Raw genomic sequence first — 21,750 nt, forward strand, 5'->3', positions numbered from 1 at the left:
CGGGGATTCGTTCCCCGGCCCGGTTTTTCGTGTGCCGGTCACCTCAGTCGGAGCCCAGCTCCGAGTCGATCAGGCGGAACAGCTCGCCGTCGCTGGCCGAGCCCAGGGACTCGAGGAACTCGCCGTCGCCGCCGAGGCGGTCCAGCAGCGAACGCAGGCGCGTCGTGACGAAGCCCAGCGTCTCCGGGGCGAGTGACGGGTCCGCCACCAGCTGCTCGAAGCGCCCCAGCTCGTCCAGCACGCGGGCCGAAGGATCGACCGGCGCCGGGCTCAGCAGCGTCAGCAGGTGCTCGCTCAGGACCCGCGGGTTCGGGTGGTCGAACAGGACCGTCGCCGGCAACGTCAACCCCGTCGCGTAGCCGAGGCGGTTGCGCAGCTCCACCACCGTCAGGGAGTCGAAGCCGATCTCCGTGAAGCCCGTGTCCGGGTCGATCGCCGCCGGCGAGCCGTGGCCAAGGACGCTCGCCGCCAGCTCGCGGACCAGGGTCAGCAGCTCGCGGGCCTGCGCGGCCGGAGCCAGCTCGCCCAGCTGCGGGACGAACGACCGCACGCCGTCCTCGGCGATGCGGGCCGTGCGGCGCGTCTTCGGGACCAGGTCGCCCAGCACCGGCGGGACGATGTGGCCGCGCAGCACCGCCAGGTCCAGCCCCACCGGGACGACCATCGCGGTTTCGGAGCCGAGAGCCGTGTCGAACAGCGCCAGCCCCTCCTCCGGGGTGAACCGGCGCATGCCGGACTTCGCCAGGCGCTGGGCGTCGACGTCGGCGAGCGTGCCCGCCATGCCGTCCTCCTGCGCCCACGGGCCCCACGCCAGCGACACCGCCGGCAGCCCCTCCGAGCGCCGGGCGAGAGCCAGCGCGTCCAGGAACGAGTTCGCCGCCGCGTAGTTGCCCTGGCCGACGCCGCCGAGCAGGCCGCTCGCCGACGAGTACAGGACGAACGCCGCCAGGTCGAGGTCGCGGGTCAGCTCGTGCAGGTTCCAGGCGCCGTCCACCTTGGGGCGCAGCACCTTCTTCAGCCGGGCCGGCGTCAGCGACCCGACGACGCCGTCGTCGAGGACGCCCGCCGCGTGCACCACCGCCGTCAGCGGATGCCCCTCGGGAACGCTCGAAAGCAGATCGGCGACGTCTTCGCGGTCCGAGGTGTCGCACGCCGCGACGCGCACGTCCGCGCCCAGCGCCTTCAGCTCGTTCACCAGGTCCGCCGCGCCCGCGGCGCCGAGACCCCGCCGGCCGGCCAGCAGCAGGTGCCGGACGCCGTGATGGGTCACCAGGTGCCGGGCCAGCAGCCGGCCCAGCCCGCCCGTGCCGCCGGTGACGAGCACCGTGCCGGCCGGGTCGCCGAAGCCGGGCTCCGGCCGTTCGGCCGCGGGCGCCCGGACCAGCCGCGCGCGGTGCGGGACGCCGTCGCGCACCGAGATCTGCGGTTCGCCGGACGCCACCGCGGCGTCGACAGTGTCGGCGGTGTCGCCTTCGACCAGCACGAACCGGCCCGGGTTTTCGGACTGTGCCGCCCGGATCAAGCCCTGCACGGCCGCGGCCGCCAGCCCGTCACCGGTGCGGAACACGACCTGGACGTCGTCGATGGCGAGGAGGAACTGCAGCTGGTCGAGCACGGCCGCGGTCGCCCGGTGGGTGGCGGCGACCGGGTCGCCGCTCGTGTCCACCGGGATGACGCGCACGGCGTCGTCCTCGGCCACCAGCGCGGCGAGGTCGCTGACGTCCTCGCCGAGCACGACGTGCCGCTTGCCCGTCGCCACCACCGAAGGCAGCGGGGACCACTCGAGGTGGAACAGTGAGTCGTGCCCCTGCCGCCGCGGCGTGGCGGCGTCCCCGAACGACACGGTCTCCGCCGACGCGATCAGTGCGCCGCCGGGATCGGTCAGGGTGAGGGAGATCGTGTCGCCGTCCCGGCGGAGGTGGACCCGCGCGGCCGCCGCACCGCCGGCGTGGAGCGCGAACCGCGACCAGCCGGTCGCCGGGCGCAGCGGGGCGTCCAGGAGCGTGGCGGTCTGCAAGGCCGCGTCGAGCAGGGCCGGGTGCAGCCCGAACTTGGCCGCGTCGTCCTGACGCGACTCGGGCAGTGCGATCTCCGCGTAGACGTCGTCGTCGGCGCGCCACGCGGCCCGCAGGCCGCGGAAAGCGGCGCCGACCTCGGCGTGGTCGTCGTAGAACCCGTCGACGACCAGCTCCACGGCCGCGGGCGGCCAGGTCGGGTCGACCGCGGGCTCCGGGGCGCCGGCCGTGAGCCGGCCGGCCGCGGTCCGCGTCCACACCTGCTCGCCGGCACCTTCCGGCCGGGTCCAGATGGTCAGGTCCCGGGCCCCCGCGGCGCCTTCCGGCCCGACGACGACCTGGGCGTGCACCCCGCCGACCGGCGGCAGCGTCAGCGGGACCTCGACGGTCAGCTCGTCCAGCAGGTCGCAGCCGACCTCGTCACCCGCTCGCACGGCCAGTTCGACGAACCCGGCTTCCGGGAACACGATCACGCCGTCGACGGTGTGGTCGGCCAGCCACGGCTGCAGCTGGGGCGACAGCGCGCCGGTGAACAGGAAGCCGCCGGACTCCGGCAGTGCGACCCCGGCGCCGAGCAGCGGGTGCTCCGCGGAGTGCAGGCCGGACAGGCGCAGGTCGCCGTTGGCGCCGTGGAAGCCCTCGGGCCAGTAGCGGTCCGGGCGGAACGGGTACGTCGGCAGCGCGACGGGGCGGCCGCCACCGAAGAACCTCGCCCAGTCCACCGGGACGCGCGCGTGGTGCAGGCGGGTCAGGGCGGTCACCAGGGAGCGGGGCTCGTCCTCGGCGCGCACGGCCGCGACGACCTCGCCACCGGTCAGGCTTTCGGCCGCCATCGCGGCGGCGACGCCGTCCGGGCCGACGTCGAGGAACGTCGTCACGCCCGCGTCGGCCAGCGTGGTGACGGCGTCGGCGAAGCGCACGGCTTCGCGAGCCTGCCGCACCCAGTACTTCGGCGACGTGAAGTCGGCGGTCCCCGCCACGGCCGAGACGAGCGGGATCGACGGCTCGGCGAGCTCCAGCCCGGCCACGACCCGGCCGAACTCCGCGAGCATCGGCTCGATCAGCGGTGAGTGGAAGGCGTGCGAGACGGCGAGCCGCTTGGTCTTGGCGAAGTGCTCCCCCACCGCCAGCACCGCGGCTTCGGCGCCGGAGACGACGACCGACCGCGGCCCGTTGACGGCGGCGATCACGGCCTCGTCGCCGAGCAGCGGGACGACCTCTTCTTCTTTCGCCACCAGGGAAAGCATCGCGCCGCCGGGCGGCAGCGCCTGCATCAGCCGGCCGCGCGCGGCGACCAGCCGGCACGCCCCGGCGAGGCTGAACACCCCGGCGACGTACGCGGCCGCGATCTCGCCGACCGAGTGCCCGGCCAGCTGATCCGGTGTGATGCCCCACGACTCCAGCAGCCGGAACAGCGCCACTTCGAACGCGAAGATCGCAGCCTGCGCGTACTGCGTCTGGTTGAGCAGATCGGCGTCGCCGCCGGACATGACGTCGCGCAGCGGCCGGTCGAGTTCGACGTCGAGGTGCGCGAGGACGGCGTCGAGCGCGTCGGCGAACACCGGGTAGGTGGCGGCCAGCTCGCGGCCCATGCCGAGCCGCTGGCTACCTTGTCCGGCGAACAGGATCGCGAGCTTGCCCGGCGCACCCGCCGCCGTCGGCCCGTCGAGGTCGCGCAGACCCGCCAGGAGTGAGTCCCGGTCGGTGGCGACGACCGCGGCGCGGTGGTCGAAGTGCGTGCGAGTGGTGGCCAAGGCGGCCGCGAGGTCGGTGAGATCCGGCTCGGTGGCCAGGAAGTCCGCGATCCGCGCGGCTTGGGCGGCGAGGCGTTCCGGCGTCCGGGCCGAGAGAAGGACCGGCACCGGCCCGCTCACCGAAGCTTTCCCGACGTCGGTCGCGGCAGCCTGTTCGATGATCACGTGCGCGTTGGTGCCGCTGACGCCGAACGACGACACCGCGCCGCGGCGGGCCCGGCCGGTCTCCGGCCACGCGCGCTGCTCGGTCAGCAGCGAGATCGACCCGGCTGTCCAGTCCACCTGGGACGTCGGCTCGTCGAGGTGCAGGGTTTTCGGCAGCACGCCGTGGCGGATGGCCTCGACCATCTTGATCACGCCCGCGACGCCCGCGGCGGACTGGGCGTGCCCGAGGTTCGACTTGATCGAGCCGAGCAACAGCGGCTCCTCCCGATCGCGGCCGTAGGTGGCCAGCAACGCTTGCGCCTCGATCGGGTCCCCGAGGGAGGTGCCGGTGCCGTGCGCCTCGACGGCGTCGACGTCCGAAGTGGACAGTCCGGCGTTCGCCAGTGCGGCGCGGATGACGCGTTGCTGCGACGGGCCGTTCGGGGCGGTCAGGCCGTTGGACGCGCCGTCGGAGTTGACCGCGCTGCCGCGCAGCACGGCGAGAGGTGTGTGGCCGTTGCGGCGAGCGTCGGACAGCCGCTCCAGCAGGAGCAGGCCGGTGCCTTCGGACCAGCCGGTGCCGCCCGCGGTCTCGGCGAACGACCGGCAGCGGCCGTCCGGGGCGAGGCCGCCCTGGTAGCTGAACTCGACGAACGCGCTGGGCGTCGCCATCACCGTGACCCCGCCGGCGACGGCGAGAGAGCACTCGCCCGAGGCCAGCGCGCGGGCGGCCATGTGCAGCGCGACCAGCGAAGACGAGCACGCGGTGTCGACGGTGACCGACGGGCCTTCCAGCCCGAACAGGTAGGAGATCCGGCCGGACAGGACGCTGGTGGCGGCGCCGGTGAGCAGGTGCCCGGCCAGCTCCGGCGGCGGCGAGTAGCCGCTGCCGGAGCCTCCGACGTAGACGCCGGTGGTGCTGCCGCGCAGGCCTTCGGGGTCGACGCCAGCGCGTTCGAACAGCTCCCACGCCACTTCGAGGAGCTGCCGCTGCTGCGGGTCCATCGCGAGGGCTTCGCGCGGGGAGATGCCGAAGAAGCCGGCGTCGAAGTCGGCGACGCCGTCGACGAAGCCGCCCTCGTGGACGTAGGACGCGCCGCCGCTGAGGCCGAGCAGGTCCCAGCCGCGGTCCTCGGGGAACTCGGTGATCGCGTCGGTGCCGTCGGCGACCAGCCGCCACAGGTCCTCGGGCGAGCGGACGCCACCCGGGTACCGGCAGCTCATGCCGACCACGACGATCGGGTCGCCGTCGAGAACGCCGATCGTCACGGGCGCGACGGCGTGGTCGCCGCCGCCGAGCAGTTCGGCCGCGAGCAGACGGGCGACGGCGTCCGGGCGCGGGTGGTCGAAGACCAACGTGGACGGTAGGGCCAGGCCGGTCGCCGCGTTGATCCGGTTGCGCAGCTCGACCGAGGTCAGCGAGTCGAACCCGAGTTCCTTGAACGGGCGCCGCGGTTCGACCGCCGCCGCGCCCGCGTAGCCGAGCAGCCCGGCGACCTGCTCGCGGACCAGGTCCAGCAGCAGGGTTTCCCGCTCGCGCGGATCGACCTCGCGCAGCCGTCCCAGCAGCGCCGACGCCGTCGTGACGTCGCCGGCGCCCGTCTCGGTGAGCGCACGCACCTCAGGCAGTTCGCCGAGCAGGGTCCCGTCGCGACGGGAAGTCAGCGCGGGAACGAACCGGTCCCAGGCGACGTCGGCGAGCACGACGGCGGTGTCGTCGTGGGCGACGGCCTGGCCGAGGGCGAGCAGCGCCTGCTCGACCGGCAGCGGCGGGAGGCCGCGGGCCCGCAGGAACCCGGCGGTCTCTTCGTCTTCGGCGACGCCGGTGTCGGCCCAGGCGCTCCACGCGACGGCGGTGGCGGTCCGGCCGCGGTCGCGGCGGTGCCGGGCGAGGGCTTCGAGGCCGGTGTCGACGGCGGCGCGGTCGCGCTGGCCTTCCGCACCCCACACCGCGCTCACCGACGTGAACAGCACGAACGCTTCGAGGTCGGTGTCGGCCAGAGCTTCGTCGAGCCGCAGGGCGGTGGTCCACGCGTCGGGGTCGCCGGTCATCCCGGCGGTGTGCAGCACGGCGGTCAACTTCCGGTCGGCGGGGACGTCGGTCACGACGTGCGCGCCGCACCCGGTGACCCACTCGGCCACGCGCGCGCCGAAGCCTTCGGCGGCGCCGGTGACCAGGACGGTGCCGTGCGGACGCCACGGTTCGGCGGCCCCGCCGGCGGCCGCGTGCACGAGCCGCCGGCCGAAGAGCCCGGACGCGCGGACGGCGACCTGGTCTTCCGGGCCGCCGAGCGCGGCAGCGAACCGGGCGGCGGCGCGGTCGTCGAGGGTCTCGGGCAGGTCGATCAGGCCACCCCAGGCGCGCGGGCACTCCAAGGCGAGCACCCGTCCGGCGCCCCACAACGCGGCGCGGGCGGGGTCGGCCGTCGGGTCCGAGCGGCCGACCGACACAGCACCGCGGGTGACGGCCCACAGCGGCCGCGCCGGCTCCGCTCCGGCCAGGGATTCGACCAGGGCGGCGGTCGTGGTGAACGTCGTCCCGTCCAGCTCCAGGAACGAGACGACCCCCGTGTGCTCGCCGGTCAGTCCGTCGCGCAGGACCTCGACCGGGTCGGCGTCCGGGCCCACCACCAGGCGATCGGCGTCCAGCGGGACGTCGAAACCTTCGGGGACCAGCGCGAGCCAGCGGCCGGCCGCGGGCGTCCCGGCGGACAGCGGCTTCCAGGTGACACGGTAGCGCCAGCCGTCGACCACGGACTGCTCGCCGCGGCGCCGGCGCCACGACGACAGCGCGGGCAGTACGCGCGTGAGGGCGTCCTCTTCGACGTCGAGGGTGGTGCTGAGCGCGGCGAAGTCGGCGTCGTCGACCGCACTCCAGAACTCGGCCTCCGCCGGGTCCGCCGCCGCGGCTTCGGCGGGTTCGGGCCAGTAGTTCTCGTGCTGGAAGGCGTACGTCGGCAGCGGGACGACCTTCGCGCCTTCGGCGAGGAACGTCGACCAGTCCGGGCTGACTCCGCGGACGTGCGCCTTCGCCACCGACGTGAGAAACCGGTCGAGGCCACCGTCGGTGCGGCGCAGGGTGCCGGTGACGACCGCGCGGGCGCCCGCGTCCTCGGCGATCTCCTGCAGTGGCACGTTGAGCACCGGGTGCGAGCTGATCTCCAGGAACGCTTGGTATTGCAGGGAAAGCAGTTCGCGAACGGCTTCCTCGAAGCGGACGCGCTGCCGCAGGTTGCGGTACCAGTAGCCGGCGTCCATCCGGGTCGTGTCGAGCCACTCGCAGTCCACAGTGGAATAGAACGGGATCTGCGCCGGCCGCGGCTCCAGCCCGGCCAGCGCGGTCACCAGCTCGGCTTCGATCAGCTCGACGTGTGCGGAGTGCGAGGCGTAGTCCACGTCGACGCGCCGGCCGCGCAGGCCGGCTTCGGCCAGCTCGGCGAGGAACTCCTCCCCCGCCGCCGGGTCGCCGGCGACGACGACGGACGACGGGCTGTTGGCCACCGCGACCGAGAGCTTGCCCTCGAACCGGGCGAGGCGGGCTTCGACGTCGGCGGCGGGGACCGAGACCGACAGCATGATCCCGGCGCCGGCCAGCCGGCGGGCGATGGTCCGGCTGCGCAGGGCGACGACGCGGGCGGCGTCGGCGAGGTCGAGCGCCCCGGCCACGCAGGCCGCGGCGATCTCGCCCTGGGAATGGCCGACGACGGCGTCCGGGGTGATCCCGTGGGCCTGCCACAGCGCGGCGAGCGCGACCATCACGGCGAACGACGCGGGCTGCACGACGTCGACGCGGTCGTACCCCGGCGCGCCGTCGGCGCCGCGCAGGACCTCGGTGAGCGACCAGTCGACGTGCGGGGCGAGGGCGGCCTCGCACTCGGCGATGCGGGCGGCGAAGACCGGCGAATCGTCGAGCAGCCGCGCGCCCATGCCCGCCCACTGCGCGCCCTGGCCGGGGAAGACGAACACGACGCGGCCGTCGACGTCGGCGACGCCGGTGGTGACCGCCGGGCCCGGGGTGCCGGACGCCAGCGCGGTGAGGTCGTCGCGCGGGTCTTCGGCGACGACGACGGCGCGGTGTTCCAGCGCGGCGCGAGAAGTGGCCAGGGACCACGCCACGTCGGCCGCCGACGCGGCACCGGCGTCGAGGTGGTCGCGCAAGCGGGCGGCCTGGGCGGCGAGCGCGCCCTCGGTGCGCCCGGCGACGACGAACGCGCGCACCCCCGGCCGGGCCTCGGCCGCCGTCGGTGCGACGGGCTCGGGCTGTTCGAGGATGACGTGGGCGTTGGTCCCGCTGATGCCGAACGACGACACCGCCGAACGGCGAACGCGCTCGGCCGCGGGCCACGGCCGGTGCTCGGTGACGACCTCGACGGCCCCCGCGGTCCAGTCCACGTGGGACGACGGCTCGTCGAAGTGCACCGACTTCGGCACGACGCCGTGGCGCATGGCCTGCACCATCTTGATCACCCCGGCGACCCCCGCGGCGGCCTGGGTGTGCCCGATGTTGGACTTCACCGACCCCAGCAGCAACGGCGTTTCCCGGCCGCGGCCGTAGGTCACGAGCAGGCTCTGCGCCTCGATCGGGTCCCCGAGCGGGGTGCCCGTCCCGTGCCCTTCGACGACGTCCACATCGGACGCCGTCAGCCCGGACGCGGTGAGGGCCTGCCGGATCACGCGTTGCTGCGAGGGGCCGTTCGGCGCGGTGAGCCCGTTGGAGGCGCCGTCCTGGTTGACCGCCGACCCGCGCAGCACCGCGAGGACTTCGTGGCCGTGTCGGCGGGCGTCGGACAGCCGCTCGAGCAGGACGAGCCCGACGCCCTCGGCCCAGCCGACCCCGTCGGCGGACTCGGCGTAGGACTTGCACCGCCCGTCCCGGGCGAGGCCGCCCTGGGCGGAGAAGTCCACAAAGGACCCCGGGGTGGCCATGATCGTGACGCCGCCGGCGATCGCGAGTTCGCAGTCCCCGGCCCGCAGGGCCTGCGCGGCCCAGTGCATCGCGACCAGCGACGACGAACAGGCCGTGTCGATCGTGACGGCCGGGCCTTCGAGGCCCAGGGTGTAGGAGACGCGGCCGGACAGCACGCTGCCCGCGGTGCCGACGCCGAGGAAGCCGAGCGCTTCGTCGGGGAACCGCGCGCCCTGGCCGTAGTCGTGGTACATCACGCCGGCGAACACGCCCGTCTTGCTGCCACGCAGCGAAAGCGGGTCGATGCCGGCGCGTTCGATCACCTCCCAGGAGACCTCGAGGAGGTGGCGCTGCTGCGGGTCCATGGCCAGCGCCTCCCGCGGGGAGATGCCGAAGAGGCCAGGATCGAACCGGCCCGCGCGGTCGAGAAAACCGCCTTCACGAACGTACGAACGTCCTCTTTCATCACCGAACAGACCTCCCAGGTCCCAGCCGCGGTCTTCGGGGAACGCGCCGATGCCGTCGCCGCCGTCGAGCACGAGGTCCCACAACCCTTCGGGCGAGGAGACCCCGCCCGGGTAGCGGCAGGCCGTCGACACGATCGCGACGGGCTCCGGCTCCGCCGTTTCGAGCTCCTCGACGCGCTTGCGCGTCTTGGCCAGGTCGGCGGTGACCCACTTCAGGTACTCGACGAGCTTCTTGTCCTCGGTCATGACGGCCTCAGCCCTCCCGCTCGAGTCCGGACCCGTCGCCGAGCCGGCCCAGTTCGTTGTCGATGAAGGCGAAGACCTCGTCCGTGCTGGCGGCGTCGAGCCGCCCGGTGACGTCTTCGCCGGCGGGCTCCGCGTCGGAGATCTTCGCCAGGAGCCGGCGCAGCCGGGCCGCGACGTCCGCTTCCGCGAACTCGCCCGCCGTGCCCGCCGCGACCAGCTCTTCGAGCCGGTCGAGCTCGGCGGGCAGCGACGTCGCGGCGGCGGCCGGGGCCGGCGCCAGTTCCGCCCGCAGGTACCCGGCGAGCCCGGCCGGGGTCGGGTAGTCGAACACGAGCGTGGCCGACAGGGTCAGCCCGGTCGCCGCGGTGAGCCGGTTGCGGAACTCGACCGCGGTCAGCGAGTCGAAGCCCAGCTCGCGGAACTCCAGCCCGGCCCCGACCTGCTCGGCCGGGTGGCCGAGCACCGCCGAGACCTGGGTGCGCACCAGGGACAGCAGCGTCCGCTCCTGCTCGCTCTCGCGCATGGTCGCCAGCCGCACCCGCAGGTCGGCCGCGGCGGCGCGGTCCGGACCGGCGGCCGCGCTCCGGCGGCCGGGACGGCCCACCGGCCGCAGCAGCCACGGCAGTTCGCCGCGGGTACGCAGGGTCGGCAGGTCGACGCGCACCGGGACGAGGTGCGCGACGTCTCCGGCCACCGCGCGGTCGAACAGCTCCGTGCCCTGCTCGGCGCTCAGCGGCGGCATCCCGCCGCGGACCATCCGCTCGCGGTCGGCGTCGGTCAGGTCGCCGGTCATGCCGGTGTCCCAGGCGCCCCAGGCCAGGCTCACGGCGTTCTGACCGAGCGTGCGCCGGTGGGTGGCGAGGGCGTCGAGGAACGCGTTCGCCGCGGCGTAGTTGGCCTGCCCCGGCGTGCCGATGGTGCCGGCCACGGAGGAGAACAGCACGAGTGCCGCGCGGTCGCCGACGAGTTCGTGCAGGTGCCACGCGGCGTCGAGCTTGGGCGCGAACACCGTCGCCAGCCGCTCGGCCGACTGCGACGCGAGCACGCCGTCGTCGACGACCCCCGCGGTGTGCACGACGGCGGTCAGGTCGGGCACGTCCGCCAGCACGGTGGCGAGCGCGGCCCGGTCGGCGACGTCGCAGGCCACCACCCGGACGTCCGCACCGGCCAGCTCGGCCACCAGCTCGTCGACTCCTTCGGCCGCCGGACCACGACGGCTGAGCAGCACCAGCTTCCGCGCGCCGCTCGCCACGAGGTGCCGGGCGAAGACGCGCCCCAGCCCGCCGGTCCCGCCGGTGATCACCACGGTCCCGTCCGCATCCCAGGCCGAGCTTTCACGTGAAAGCTCGGGCGCTCGGGTGAGGCGGGCGACGCTCAGGGTGCCGTCGCGCAGGGTGAGCTGCGGTTCGCCGGTGGCCAGGGCCGCCTTGATCGCGGCGCCGTCGAGCTCGTCGACGTCCAGCAGGACGAACCGGCCGGGCTCCTCGGACTGCGCCGAGCGGACCAGACCCCAGACGGCGGCCGCGGGCAGGTCGGCCCCGGTCGCCGCGCCGCGGGTGATGAACACCAGCCGCGGCGCGGGACTGCGCAGGTAATCCAGCACTTCGGCGGTGAGCGCGTGGGCCGAAGCAGCCGCGTCGGGGCCGCCGGTGATCGGGATCGCGACGACGTCGGCGCCCGACGCCAGCGCGGTCGCCAGGTCCGGGTGCGCCTCGCAGCCGAGCGCGTCGGCGAGGCCGTCGCCGACGACCGCCCAGGTCTCGTCGCCCGGCTCGGGCGGCGGGACGGGCGTCCAGCGCAGCTGGAACAGCGCGTCGGCCTCGACGGGGGCCGCGGCGGCGCGGAGGGTGACGCCGGTGGCGGTCAGGACCGGTTTCCCGGCGTCGTCGGCCAGCGCCAGGGTCACCGAGTCGCCGCCGGCGGGGGTGATCCGGACGCGGGCGCGACTCGCACCGGACGCGTGCAGGGTGACGCCGGTCCAGACGAACGGCAGCCCGGCCGGGGCGCCGTCGCCGAAACCGATGGCCTGCAACGCCGCGTCGAGCAACGCCGGGTGCAGCCCGAACCGGCCGGCTTCCACGTCGGCGGGCAGGGCGAGGTCGGCGTAGACCTCGGCCCCGGAGCGCCAGACGCGCTGGAGGCCCTGGAACGCGGGCCCGTAGGCGAACCCGGCTTCCGCCGCCTGGACGTAGAAATCGGCGAGGTCGGCTTCGACCGCTCCGGCCGGTGGCCAGACGTCCGGCAGCGGCACGGCGGCGACCGCCCGCGGGACGAGCGTGCCGGTCGCGTGCCGGACCCACTCGTCGTCGGTCCGCGAGGAGATCGCCAGCTCGCGGCGGCCGCCGTCGCCAGGCTCCCCGACCGACAGCTGCAGGACGACGGCGCCGTCCGGGTCGAGCACGAGCGGCACGGCGAGGGTCAGGTCCTCGACCGCGGCGCAGCCGACCTCGTCGGCCGCGCGGACCGCGAGTTCGAGGAAAGCCGCGCCGGGGAACAGGATCGTGCCGCCGACGACGTGGTCGCGAAGCCACGGCTGGGTGGCCGCGGACAGCCGCCCGGAGAACACCACGCCGGGTGAGTCGGCCAGCGCGAGGATCGCGCCGAGCAGCGGGTGCCCGGCCGGGGTGAGGCCGAGGCCGGTGGCGTCGCCGCCGGCGGCGGGCAACGGCCAGAACCACTCGTGCTGGAACGCGTACGTCGGCAGCGCGACGGGCCGGGCATTCGGGAAGTGGGCGGGCCAGTCGACGGCGACCCCGGCGACGTGCAGCCGCGCGAGGGCTTCGGCGGCCGCGGTGGCCTCGTCGCGGTCCTTGCGCTGCACCGGGATCACGTGCGCGGCCGGCTCGTCGACGACCGCGGTGAGCGTGGCGTCCGGGCCCAGCTCGGCGAACACCGTCACCCCGGCTTCGGTGAGCCGCTCGATCGCGTCACCGAAGCGGACGGTGTCGCGGATCTGGCTGACCCAGTAGGCCGGGGACGTGACGTCGCCCGCCGACACGACCGGCACCCGCGGCTCGGCGAACGTCAGCTTCGCGACGACGTCGCCGAACTCGGCGAGCATCGGCTCCATCAGCACGGAGTGGAACGCGTGCGAGACGCGCAGGCGCCGCTGCTTGGCGAACTTCGCGGCGACCGCGACCACGGCCTCCTCGTGGCCGGACAGGACGACCGAGCCCGGGCCGTTGACCGCGGCGACGTCGACGCCTTCGCCGACGAAGGGCAGCACGTCCTCTTCGGACGCCCGCACCGCGACCATGACGCCGCCGGCGGGCAACGCACCCATCAGCCGGGCCCGCGCGGACACCAGCGCGCACGCGTCCGGCAGGGACAGCACGCCGGCCACGTGGGCCGCGGCGATCTCGCCGACCGAGTGCCCGGTGACGAAGTCGGGGTGCACGCCCCACGACTCCAGCAGCCGGAACAGCGCGACCTCGAAGGCGAACAACGCCGGCTGCGCGAACTCGGTGCGGTCGATGCGCTCTTCGTCGTCGAGCGCGGCGCGCACATCCGGGTCGAGCAGGGCCAGTGCTTCGTCGAACGCGGCGGCGAACACCGGGTGCGTGGTGTAGAGGCCGCGTCCCATGTGGACGCGCTGCGCACCCTGGCCGGAGAAGAGGAACGCGACCGGAGGCGCGACGCGGGCCTCGCCTTGCACCGCCGAGTCGCCGGCGGCGACGGCCCGCAGCCCGGCGACGATATCGGTGAGTTCGCTGCCGACGACCGCCGCGCGGTGCGTGAACGCCGCGCGGGTCACCGCGGTGGCGTGCGCCAGGTCGGCGAGCGGGACGTCGTCCGTCTCGAGGCGGTCGGCCAGCCGCGCGGCTTGAGCGCGCAGAGCTTCGGGAGTGCGGCCGGAGACCACGATCGGCACCGGACCGGCGTCCGGCATGGCGGGCCGGGTCGCGGGCTCGTCGGCCGGCTGTTCGAGGATGACGTGGGCGTTGGTGCCGCTGATGCCGAACGACGACACCGCCGAGCGGCGGACGCGGCCGGTTTCGGGCCACGCGGTGTTGTCCGGGACCAGGTCGACGGCGCCCTCGGTCCAGTCCACATGCGACGAGGGCTCGCCGGCGTAGCGCGACTTCGGGACGACGCCGTGGCGCATGGCCTGCACCATCTTGATCACGCCCGCGACGCCGGCGGCGGCCTGGGTGTGGCCGATGTTGGCCTTCACCGACCCCAGCAGCAGCGGCGTCTCGCGATCGCGGCCGTAGGTGGCCAGGAGGCTCTGCGCTTCGATCGGGTCGCCGAGCGGGGTGCCGGTGCCGTGGCCTTCGACGACGTCCACATCGGACGTCGTGAGCCCGGAGACCGTCAGCGCCTGCCGGATCACCCGCTGCTGCGAGGGACCGTTCGGGGCGGTGAGGCCGTTGGACGCGCCGTCCTGGTTGACCGCGGACCCCTTGACGACGGCCAGGATCTCGTGGCCGTTGCGGCGGGCGTCGGAAACCCGTTCCAGCAGGACGACGCCGACGCCCTCGGCCCAGCCGACACCGTCGGCGGAATCGGAGAACGACTTGCACCGGCCGTCGGCGGCCAGGCCGCCCTGGGCGGAGAAGTCGACGAACGCGCCCGGCGTCGCCATGACCGTGACACCGCCGGCGATCGCCAGTTCGCAGTCCCCGGCCCGCAGGGCCTGGGCGGCCCAGTGCATCGCGACCAGCGACGACGAGCACGCGGTGTCGACGGTGACGGCCGGGCCTTCCAGGCCGAGTGCGTAGGCGACGCGGCCGGACATGACGCTGCCCGCGGTGCCGATGCCGAGGAAGCCGAGGGCCTCCTCCGGGAACTGCACGCCCTGGCCGTAATCGTGGTACATCACGCCGGCGAACACGCCCGTCTTGCTGCCACGCAGCGAAAGTGGGTCGACACCGGCGCGTTCGACGACCTCCCAGGACGTCTCCAGCAGCAGGCGCTGCTGCGGGTCCATCGCGAGGGCCTCACGCGGTGAGATCCCGAACAGGCCGGGGTCGAACATCCCGGCTTCGCCGAGGAAGCCGCCTTCGCGGGTGTAGGAGCGGCCGCGGTCGGCGCCGAAGAGCCCGGCGAGGTCCCAGCCGCGGTCGGCCGGGAACGGGCCGACGCCGTCGCCGCCGTCGAGGACCAGCTGCCACAGCTGCTCGGGCGAGGTGACCCCGCCCGGGTAGCGGCAGGCCATCGAGACGATGGCGATCGGCTCGTCGGAGACCGGCGCCCGGACCGTGGTGCGGGCGACCGGGACGTCCTCGCCGGCGAGTTCGCGGCGCAGGAAGCCGGCCAGCACGACCGGGGTCGGGTGGTCGAACACCAGGGTCGCGGGCAGCCGCAGGCCGGTCGCGGTGGCGAGCTGGTTGCGGAACTCGACCGCGGTGAGGGAGTCGAAGCCGAGGCCGCGGAACTCGCGTTCGACGTCGACGGTCGCGGCGTCGAAGCCGAGGACGGCGGCGACCTGGGCCCGGATGACCTCCAGCAGCGCCTTGTGCTGCTCGCTCTCGCGCAGCCCGGACAGCCGGTCGCGCAGGGCGTTCGCGGCCGGGGTGGGCCGGCCCGCGCCGCGGCGGCTCTTGCGGCCGACCGGGCGCAGCAGCCACGGCGGTTCGGCCAGGCCGCGCACCCGCGGCAGGTCCATCAGCACCGGCACGAGCGCGGGCTCGGGGAGCGCGACGGCGCGGTCGAAGAGCGCGCAGCCCTGCTCGACCGGCAGCGGCGGCATGCCGGCGCGGGTCATCCGGGCGCGGTCGGCGTCGGTGAGGGTGCCGACCATGCCGGTCTCCCACGCGCCCCACGCCAGCGACGTCGCGGCGAGACCGCGGGCGTGCCGGCGGGCGGCGAGCGCGTCGAGGAAGGCGTTGGCGGCGGCGTAGTTCGCCTGGCCCGGCGAGCCGATGGTGCCGGCGACCGAGGAGAACAGGACGAACGCAGCGACGTCGCCGGCCAGCTCGTGCAGGTTCCACGCGGCGTCGGCCTTCGGACGCAGCACGGTGGCGAGCCGGTCGGCGTCGAGCGAGCCGAGGACGCCGTCGTCGAGGACGCCCGCGGCGTGCAGGACAGCGGTCAGCGGCCGCTGGGCGGGGATACTCCCGATCAGGTTCGCGACGGCGTCACGATCGGCGAGATCGCAGGCGGCGACGGTGACTTCGGTGCCGTGGGCGGCGAGTTGCGCGACCAGCTCGACGACTCCGTCGGCCTCACCGCCGCGGCGGCTGGCCAGCAGGACGTGCTTGACGCCGTACTCGGCGGCCAGGTGCCGGGCGAAGACGCGGCCGAGGCCGCCGGTGCCGCCGGTGATCAGGACCGTGCCGTCCGGGTTCCACTGTGGACGGTCGTGGGTCTTCGGCGCGCGGCCGAGCCGAGCGACGCGGGCGGTGCGGTCCCGCAGGAGCAGCTGCGGCTCACCGGTGGCGACGGCCGCGGGCAGCCCCGCAAGGGAGGCGTCGTCGACGTCGGCGAGCACGAACCGGCCGGGGTTCTCGTTCTGCGCGGAGCGGACCAGGCCCCAGACGGCGGCCGCGGCGAGGTCGTCCCCGGCGACGGCGCCTTCGGTGACGAACACGATGCGGGTGGTCTCGTTCGGGGTCTGGAGGACGGCGAGGACTTCAGCGGTCAGCCGGTGCGTGTCCGCGAGCACGTCGGTGCCGCCGTGGACCGGGATCGCCAGCACGTCCGGCTCGGCGGCCAGCGCCTCGGCGAGGTCCGCGTACTCCGTGCCCAGGTCGGCGAGCCGGGAGCCGAGCACCCCCCACGTGCCTTCGGGGGTGCCGCCGGACAGCGGCAGCCAGTCGAGGCGGAACAGCGATTCCGGGCCGGACTGGACCGGCGTCGCCGGACGGAGGGTGAGCGCGTCGGCGGACAGCACCGGCGCGCCGGTGTCGTCGGCCAGGTCGAGGGTCACCGAGTCGTCGGAGGCCCGGACGATCCGGGCGCGGACACGGCGGGCGCCGGACGCGTGCAGCTCCGCACCGGCCCACGAGAAGGGCAGCCCGCCCGGCACTGAATCAGCGAAAGAGATCGCGTGCAGCACCGAGTCGAGCAAGGCCGGGTGCAGGCCGTACTCTTCGGCTTCGTCGCCGGGCAGTTCGGCCTCGGCGAAGACCTCGCCGTCACGCAACCAGACGCGCTGGAGGCCGCGGAACTGCGGGCCGTAGGCGAAACCGGCTTCGGCGAAGTTGTCGTAGAACCCGGTCAAGTCCACTTCGGACGCTCCGGCGGGCGGCCACTCCCCCGCGTCGAAGCCGGCCGGGAGCGTGCCCGGGGCCAGGACGCCGGTGCCGTGGCGGACCCATTCGCCGTCGGCGCGCGAGGACACGCTGACCTCGCGGCGGCCGTCGGCGTCCGGGGCGCCGGCGACGACCTGCACGAGCGTCGCGCCGGACAGCACGAGCGGCGCGGCGACGGTGAAGTCCTCGACGCGGCCGCAGCCGACCTGGTCGCCGGCCCGGACGGCCAGCTCGAGGAACCCGGCGCCGGGGAACAGCACCTGGCCGCCGATGACGTGCTCGTCGAGCCAGGTCGTGGTCTTCGGCGCGAGCCGGCCGGAGAACACGACCTCGCCGGAGCCGGCCACCTCGGTGACCGCGCCGAGCAGCGGGTGCCCGGCCGCGGTGAGGCCGAGCTGCTCCGGGCCGGGGACGAGCCGCGGCCAGTACCGCTGGCGCTGGAACGCGTACGTCGGCAGCGCGACGCGCCGGGCGCCGGTGCCGTCGAACAGCGCCGCCCAGTCCACCGAAATCCCGTTGACGTGCAGTGCGGCCAGCGCGGTGACGGCGGTGGTCTCCTCGTCGCGTCCGGCACGCAGCACCGGGGCGAGGACTTCGCCGTCGACGAGCGCGGTGAGCACCGCGTCGGGGCCGAGTTCGACGAACGCCGTGATGCCGGCGTCGAGCAGGCGCGTGGTCGTGTCGGCGAAGCGGACGGTGTCGCGGACCTGCCGCACCCAGTACTCGGGCGAGGTGAAGTCGCCGGCCACCGGGACCTCCGGTTGGGCGTAGGTCAGGCCCGTGACGACCGTGCGGAACTCGTCGAGCATCGGGTCCATCGCGGCCGAGTGGAACGCGTGGGACACCGTGAGCCGCTTGGTCTGCTCGAAGCCCGCGGCCGCGGCCAGGACCGCGTCCTCGGCGCCGGACAGGACGACCGACGTCGGCCCGTTCACCGCGGCGAGGCAGACGTCGTCCGACAGCAGCATCCGGACCTCGTCCTCGGTCGCGCGGACGGCGACCATCGCGCCGCCGGACGGCAGGGCCTGCATGAGGCGGGCGCGGGCCGCGACGAGGGTGCACGCGTCGGCCAGGGACAGCACGCCGGCGGCGTGGGCGGCGGCGATCTCGCCGACCGAGTGGCCGGCCAGGAACGCGGGCCGCACGCCCCACGAGCGCACGAGCCGGAACAGCGCGACTTCGAGCGCGAAGAGCGCCGGCTGAGCCCAGCCGGTCTCGTCGAGCAGCGCGGCGTCGTCGCCGAAGACGACGTCACGCAGCGGCCGTGGCAGGGCGGTGTCGAGGTGGGCGCAGACCGCGTCGAAGGCGTCGGCGAACACCGGGAACCGCTCGTAGAGCCCGCGGCCCATACCGAGCCGCTGCGAACCCTGGCCGGGGAACAGGAACGCGACCGTCCGCTCGCGGGCGATCCCGCGGGCCACCGGGGAGCCGTCGACGAGCACGGCCCGGTGTTCGAACGCCGAGCGCGTCGTGGCGAGGGAGAAGCCGGCGTCGACCGGGTCGAGGTCGAGGGGCAACGCGGAAAGCTGCGCGTCGAGGGCGGCTTCCGACCGGCCGGAGACGAGCCACGGCACCACACCGGGCGTGACATCGCGCGCGGGTGACGCCGGTGAGAAAGCGGGGGCCTGCTCGATGATCACGTGCGCATTGGTGCCCGAGAGGCCGAACGACGAGACGCCGGCGCGGCGCGGGTGCCCGTTCTCCCGCCAGTCGACGGCCTCGGTGAGCAGCTCGACGCCGCCCGAAGTCCAGTCGACGTGCGTCGAAGGCTCCGTCACGTGCAGCGACGCCGGGATCTTTTCCCGTTGCAGCGCCAGGATCATCTTGATGACGCCGGCGACCCCGGCCGCGGCCTGGGTGTGGCCCAGGTTCGACTTCACCGACCCCAGGAGCAGCGGCGCCGAGCGGTCCTGCCCGTACGCGGCCAGCAACGCCTGTGCTTCGATCGGGTCGCCGAGGGTCGTGCCGGTGCCGTGGCCTTCGACGACGTCCACATCGGACGGACGCAGCCCGGCGCCGGCCAGGGCCTGCCGGATCACGCGCTGCTGCGAAGGACCGTTCGGGGCGGTGAGGCCGTTGGACGCGCCGTCGGAGTTGATGGCCGAGCCGGCGACGACCGCAAGGACGTCGTGGCCGTGGCGGCGCGCGTCGGACAGGCGCTCGACGACGAGGACGCCGACGCCTTCGGACCAGCTCGTGCCGTCGGCGGAGTCGGAGTACGCCTTGCACAGCCCGTCCGGTGCGAGGCCGTTCTGGCGGCTGAAGCCGACGAAGCTGACCGGCGTGGCCATGACCGTGACGCCGCCCGCGAGCGCGAGGTCGCACTCCCCCGCCCGCAGCGCCTGCGCCGCGAGGTGCAGCGCGACCAGCGAGGACGAGCACGCCGTGTCGATCGTCATCGCCGGGCCTTCGAGCCCGAGCACGTACGACAGGCGGCCGGACACGACGCTCGCTGCGACGCCGGTGCCCGCGTGGGCCTCGACGTCGGTGGCGGAGCGGACGATCACCCCGGCGTAGTCCTGGCCGTTGGTGCCGACGAAGACGCCGGTGCGGCTGCCGCGCAGGTCGGCCGGGTCGATGCCGGTACGCTCGACGGCTTCCCACGACGTCTCGAGCAGCACGCGCTGCTGCGGATCCATCGCGAGGGCTTCACGCGGGGAGATCCCGAAGAACTCCGGGTCGAAGTCGGCGGCGTCGGGCAGGAACCCGCCGCGGTCGACGTAGCTGCTGCCGCGGCCCGCACCGGCCAGCGCGGACATGTCCCAGCCGCGGTCGGCGGGGAACTCGGTGATCGCGTCGCGGCCTTCGGACAGCAGCGTCCACAGGTCCTCGGGTGTGCGGACGCCACCCGGGAAGCGGCAGCTCATGCCGACCACGACGACCGGGTCGCTCGTGTCGCCGGCCGGGCCCGCCACGGCAGTCACCGGGGTGTCGCCGCCGAGAACCTCGGCGAGGAGGAACTCGGCCAGGGCAGCGGGGTTCGGGTGGTCGAACACCAGGGTGGCTGGCAGGCTCAGCCCGGTCGCGGCGTCGAGGCGGTTGCGCAGCTCGATCGCGGTGAGCGAGTCGAACCCGAGATCCGAGAACGCCCGCGTGGCCCCGATTTCCGCGGTGCCCGCGTGTCCGAGCACGGTGGCGACGTGCTCGCGGACCAGGTCCAGCAGCACGCTCGCGCGTTCGGCCGCAGGACTCGCGAGCAACCGGGTGACCAGTGCGCCGCCGGGCGCGGGCGCGGTCTCGAATTCGGCGACGACGCGGCGGACGGCGGGCAGGTCGGCCAGCAGCGGGCTGCGGCGGATGCTCAGCAGGGACCGCAGGACGTCGGCGTTCTGGATGTCGGCGACGACGAGCTGTGCGGCCGGCCCGCCCGCGTCGGCGAGTACGGTGACGGCGAGGTCGGGGTCCAGGCCCCCGCCGAGGCCGGCGGCCATGCCGTCACCGGCCCACGCGCCCCAGGCGATCGACGTCGCGGCCTGCCCGCGGGCGCGCCGGGCTTCGGCGAGCGCGTCGAGCACGGCGTTGGCGGCGGCGTAGTTGGCCTGGCCGGGGTTGCCGACGGCGCCGGCGACCGAGGAGAACAGGACGAAGGCGTCGAGGTCGCCGGTCAGCTCGTCGAGCAGCTGCGCCGACTCGACCTTCGCGCGGAACACGGCGTCGAAGCGGTCCGGGGTGAGGCCCCCGAGGACGCAGTCGTCGAGGACCCCGGCGGCGTGGACGACGGCGTCGGGCCGGTGCTCGGCGAGCAGCGCGGTCAGCTGGTCGCGGTCGGCGACGTCGCAGCGGGCGACGACGACGCGCTCGTCGGCGCCGGGTTCGCCGCCGGAGCGGCTGGCCAGTACGACGCGGTCGGCGCCTTGGCCGAGCAGCCACTTCGTGACGTGACGGCCGAGCGCGCCGGTGCCACCGGTGACCAGGACGGTGCCGCGCGGCTGCCACGGCGTCGCCGCCGCGGTGGCCGGCGCGAGGCGGCGGCCGTAGACCGCGGAGGCGCGGACGGCGATCTGGTCGTCGTCGCCGGCGAGTGCTCCGGCGAAGCGGCCGAGCAGGCGGGCGTCGAGGTCGGCCGGGAGATCGGCGAGGCCGCCCCAGCGGCGCGGGTACTCCAGGGCGGCGACGCGGCCGAGCCCCCAGATCGCGGCCTGCGCGGGCGCGGTGAGCGGGTCGGCCGGGCCGGTGGAGACGGCGCCCCGGGTGACGCACCACAGCGCGGTGTCGGCGCCGAGGTCGTCGAGGGCCTGGATGAGCGCGGTCGTGGCGGTGAGGCCGGTGGTCTCGTCGAGGGCGAGCAGCGAAACGACGGTCGGGGCGAGGTGCGGACGCAGCAGGTCGGCGAGCTCCGCACGGTCCACAGTGGACACCGTGAGCGGGGTGCCGAGCGCGTCGGCGACCTCGCGGATCCACGGGTCGGCTGCGGCCGGCGCGAGGACGAGGCGCTCGCCGGTCGTCGCGGCCGGCGTGGTCAGGGGACGCCACTCGACGCGGTAGCGCCAGCCGTCCACCACGGACTGCCGCTGCCTGCGGGCGCGCAAGGCCGACAGCGCCGGGACGACCGACTCCAGGGCCGGGGCGTCGACCTGGAGGTCGGCGGCCAGCTCGGCGAGGTCACCGTTTTCCACCACCGACCAGAAGGAGTCGTCCGCGGTCGTGCGGGCGGCGGGTTCCGGCCAGTAGCGGCGGTGCTGGAAGGCGTAGGTGGGCAGGTCGGTGACGCGGGCGCCGGTGCCGGCGAACCACGCGGTCCAGTCGACGCGGCTGCCGGCGGTGTGCAGGGCGGCCACCGCGGCGGCGACGGCGGCGCGGTCGCCGCGGTCGCGGCGCAGCACCGGGACCACGGTCGCGCCCGGGACGTCGACCAGGCCGGTGAGCACGGCGTCCGGGCCGATCTCGACGAACGACGTCACACCGCGCTCGGCGAGGTCGGTGACGGCGTCGGCGAAGCGGACGGCGTCGCGGACGTGGCGGACCCAGTACTCCGGGTCGGTGACGTCGCCCGCGGCGACCACCGGGATCTCCGGTTCGGCG

General features: G+C 75.0%; 2 protein-coding genes. Both read right to left on the reverse strand.

All coding sequences use genetic code 11. The features are described 5' to 3' along the window. Positions 1-43: 43 nt before the first annotated feature. Positions 44-9,532 carry an SDR family NAD(P)-dependent oxidoreductase gene (locus ACZ7OH_RS41735; RefSeq protein WP_470285947.1) on the reverse strand — a complete coding sequence of 3,163 codons (9,489 nt, stop codon included), beginning with the start codon at positions 9,530-9,532 and terminating at the stop codon, positions 44-46. A 7-nt stretch (positions 9,533-9,539) separates the two neighbouring features. After that, the coding region (locus ACZ7OH_RS41740; protein WP_470285948.1) for an SDR family NAD(P)-dependent oxidoreductase at positions 9,540-21,750 on the reverse strand (12,211 nt) is incomplete at its 5' end.

It is taken from the genome of Amycolatopsis sp. NPDC114478, assembly GCF_055633805.1.

Coding starts and splice junctions, on each gene's coding strand:
- ACZ7OH_RS41735 (WP_470285947.1), bottom strand. CDS start 9,532: ATGACCGAGGACAAGAAGCTCGTCGAGTACCTGAAGTGGGTCACCGCC.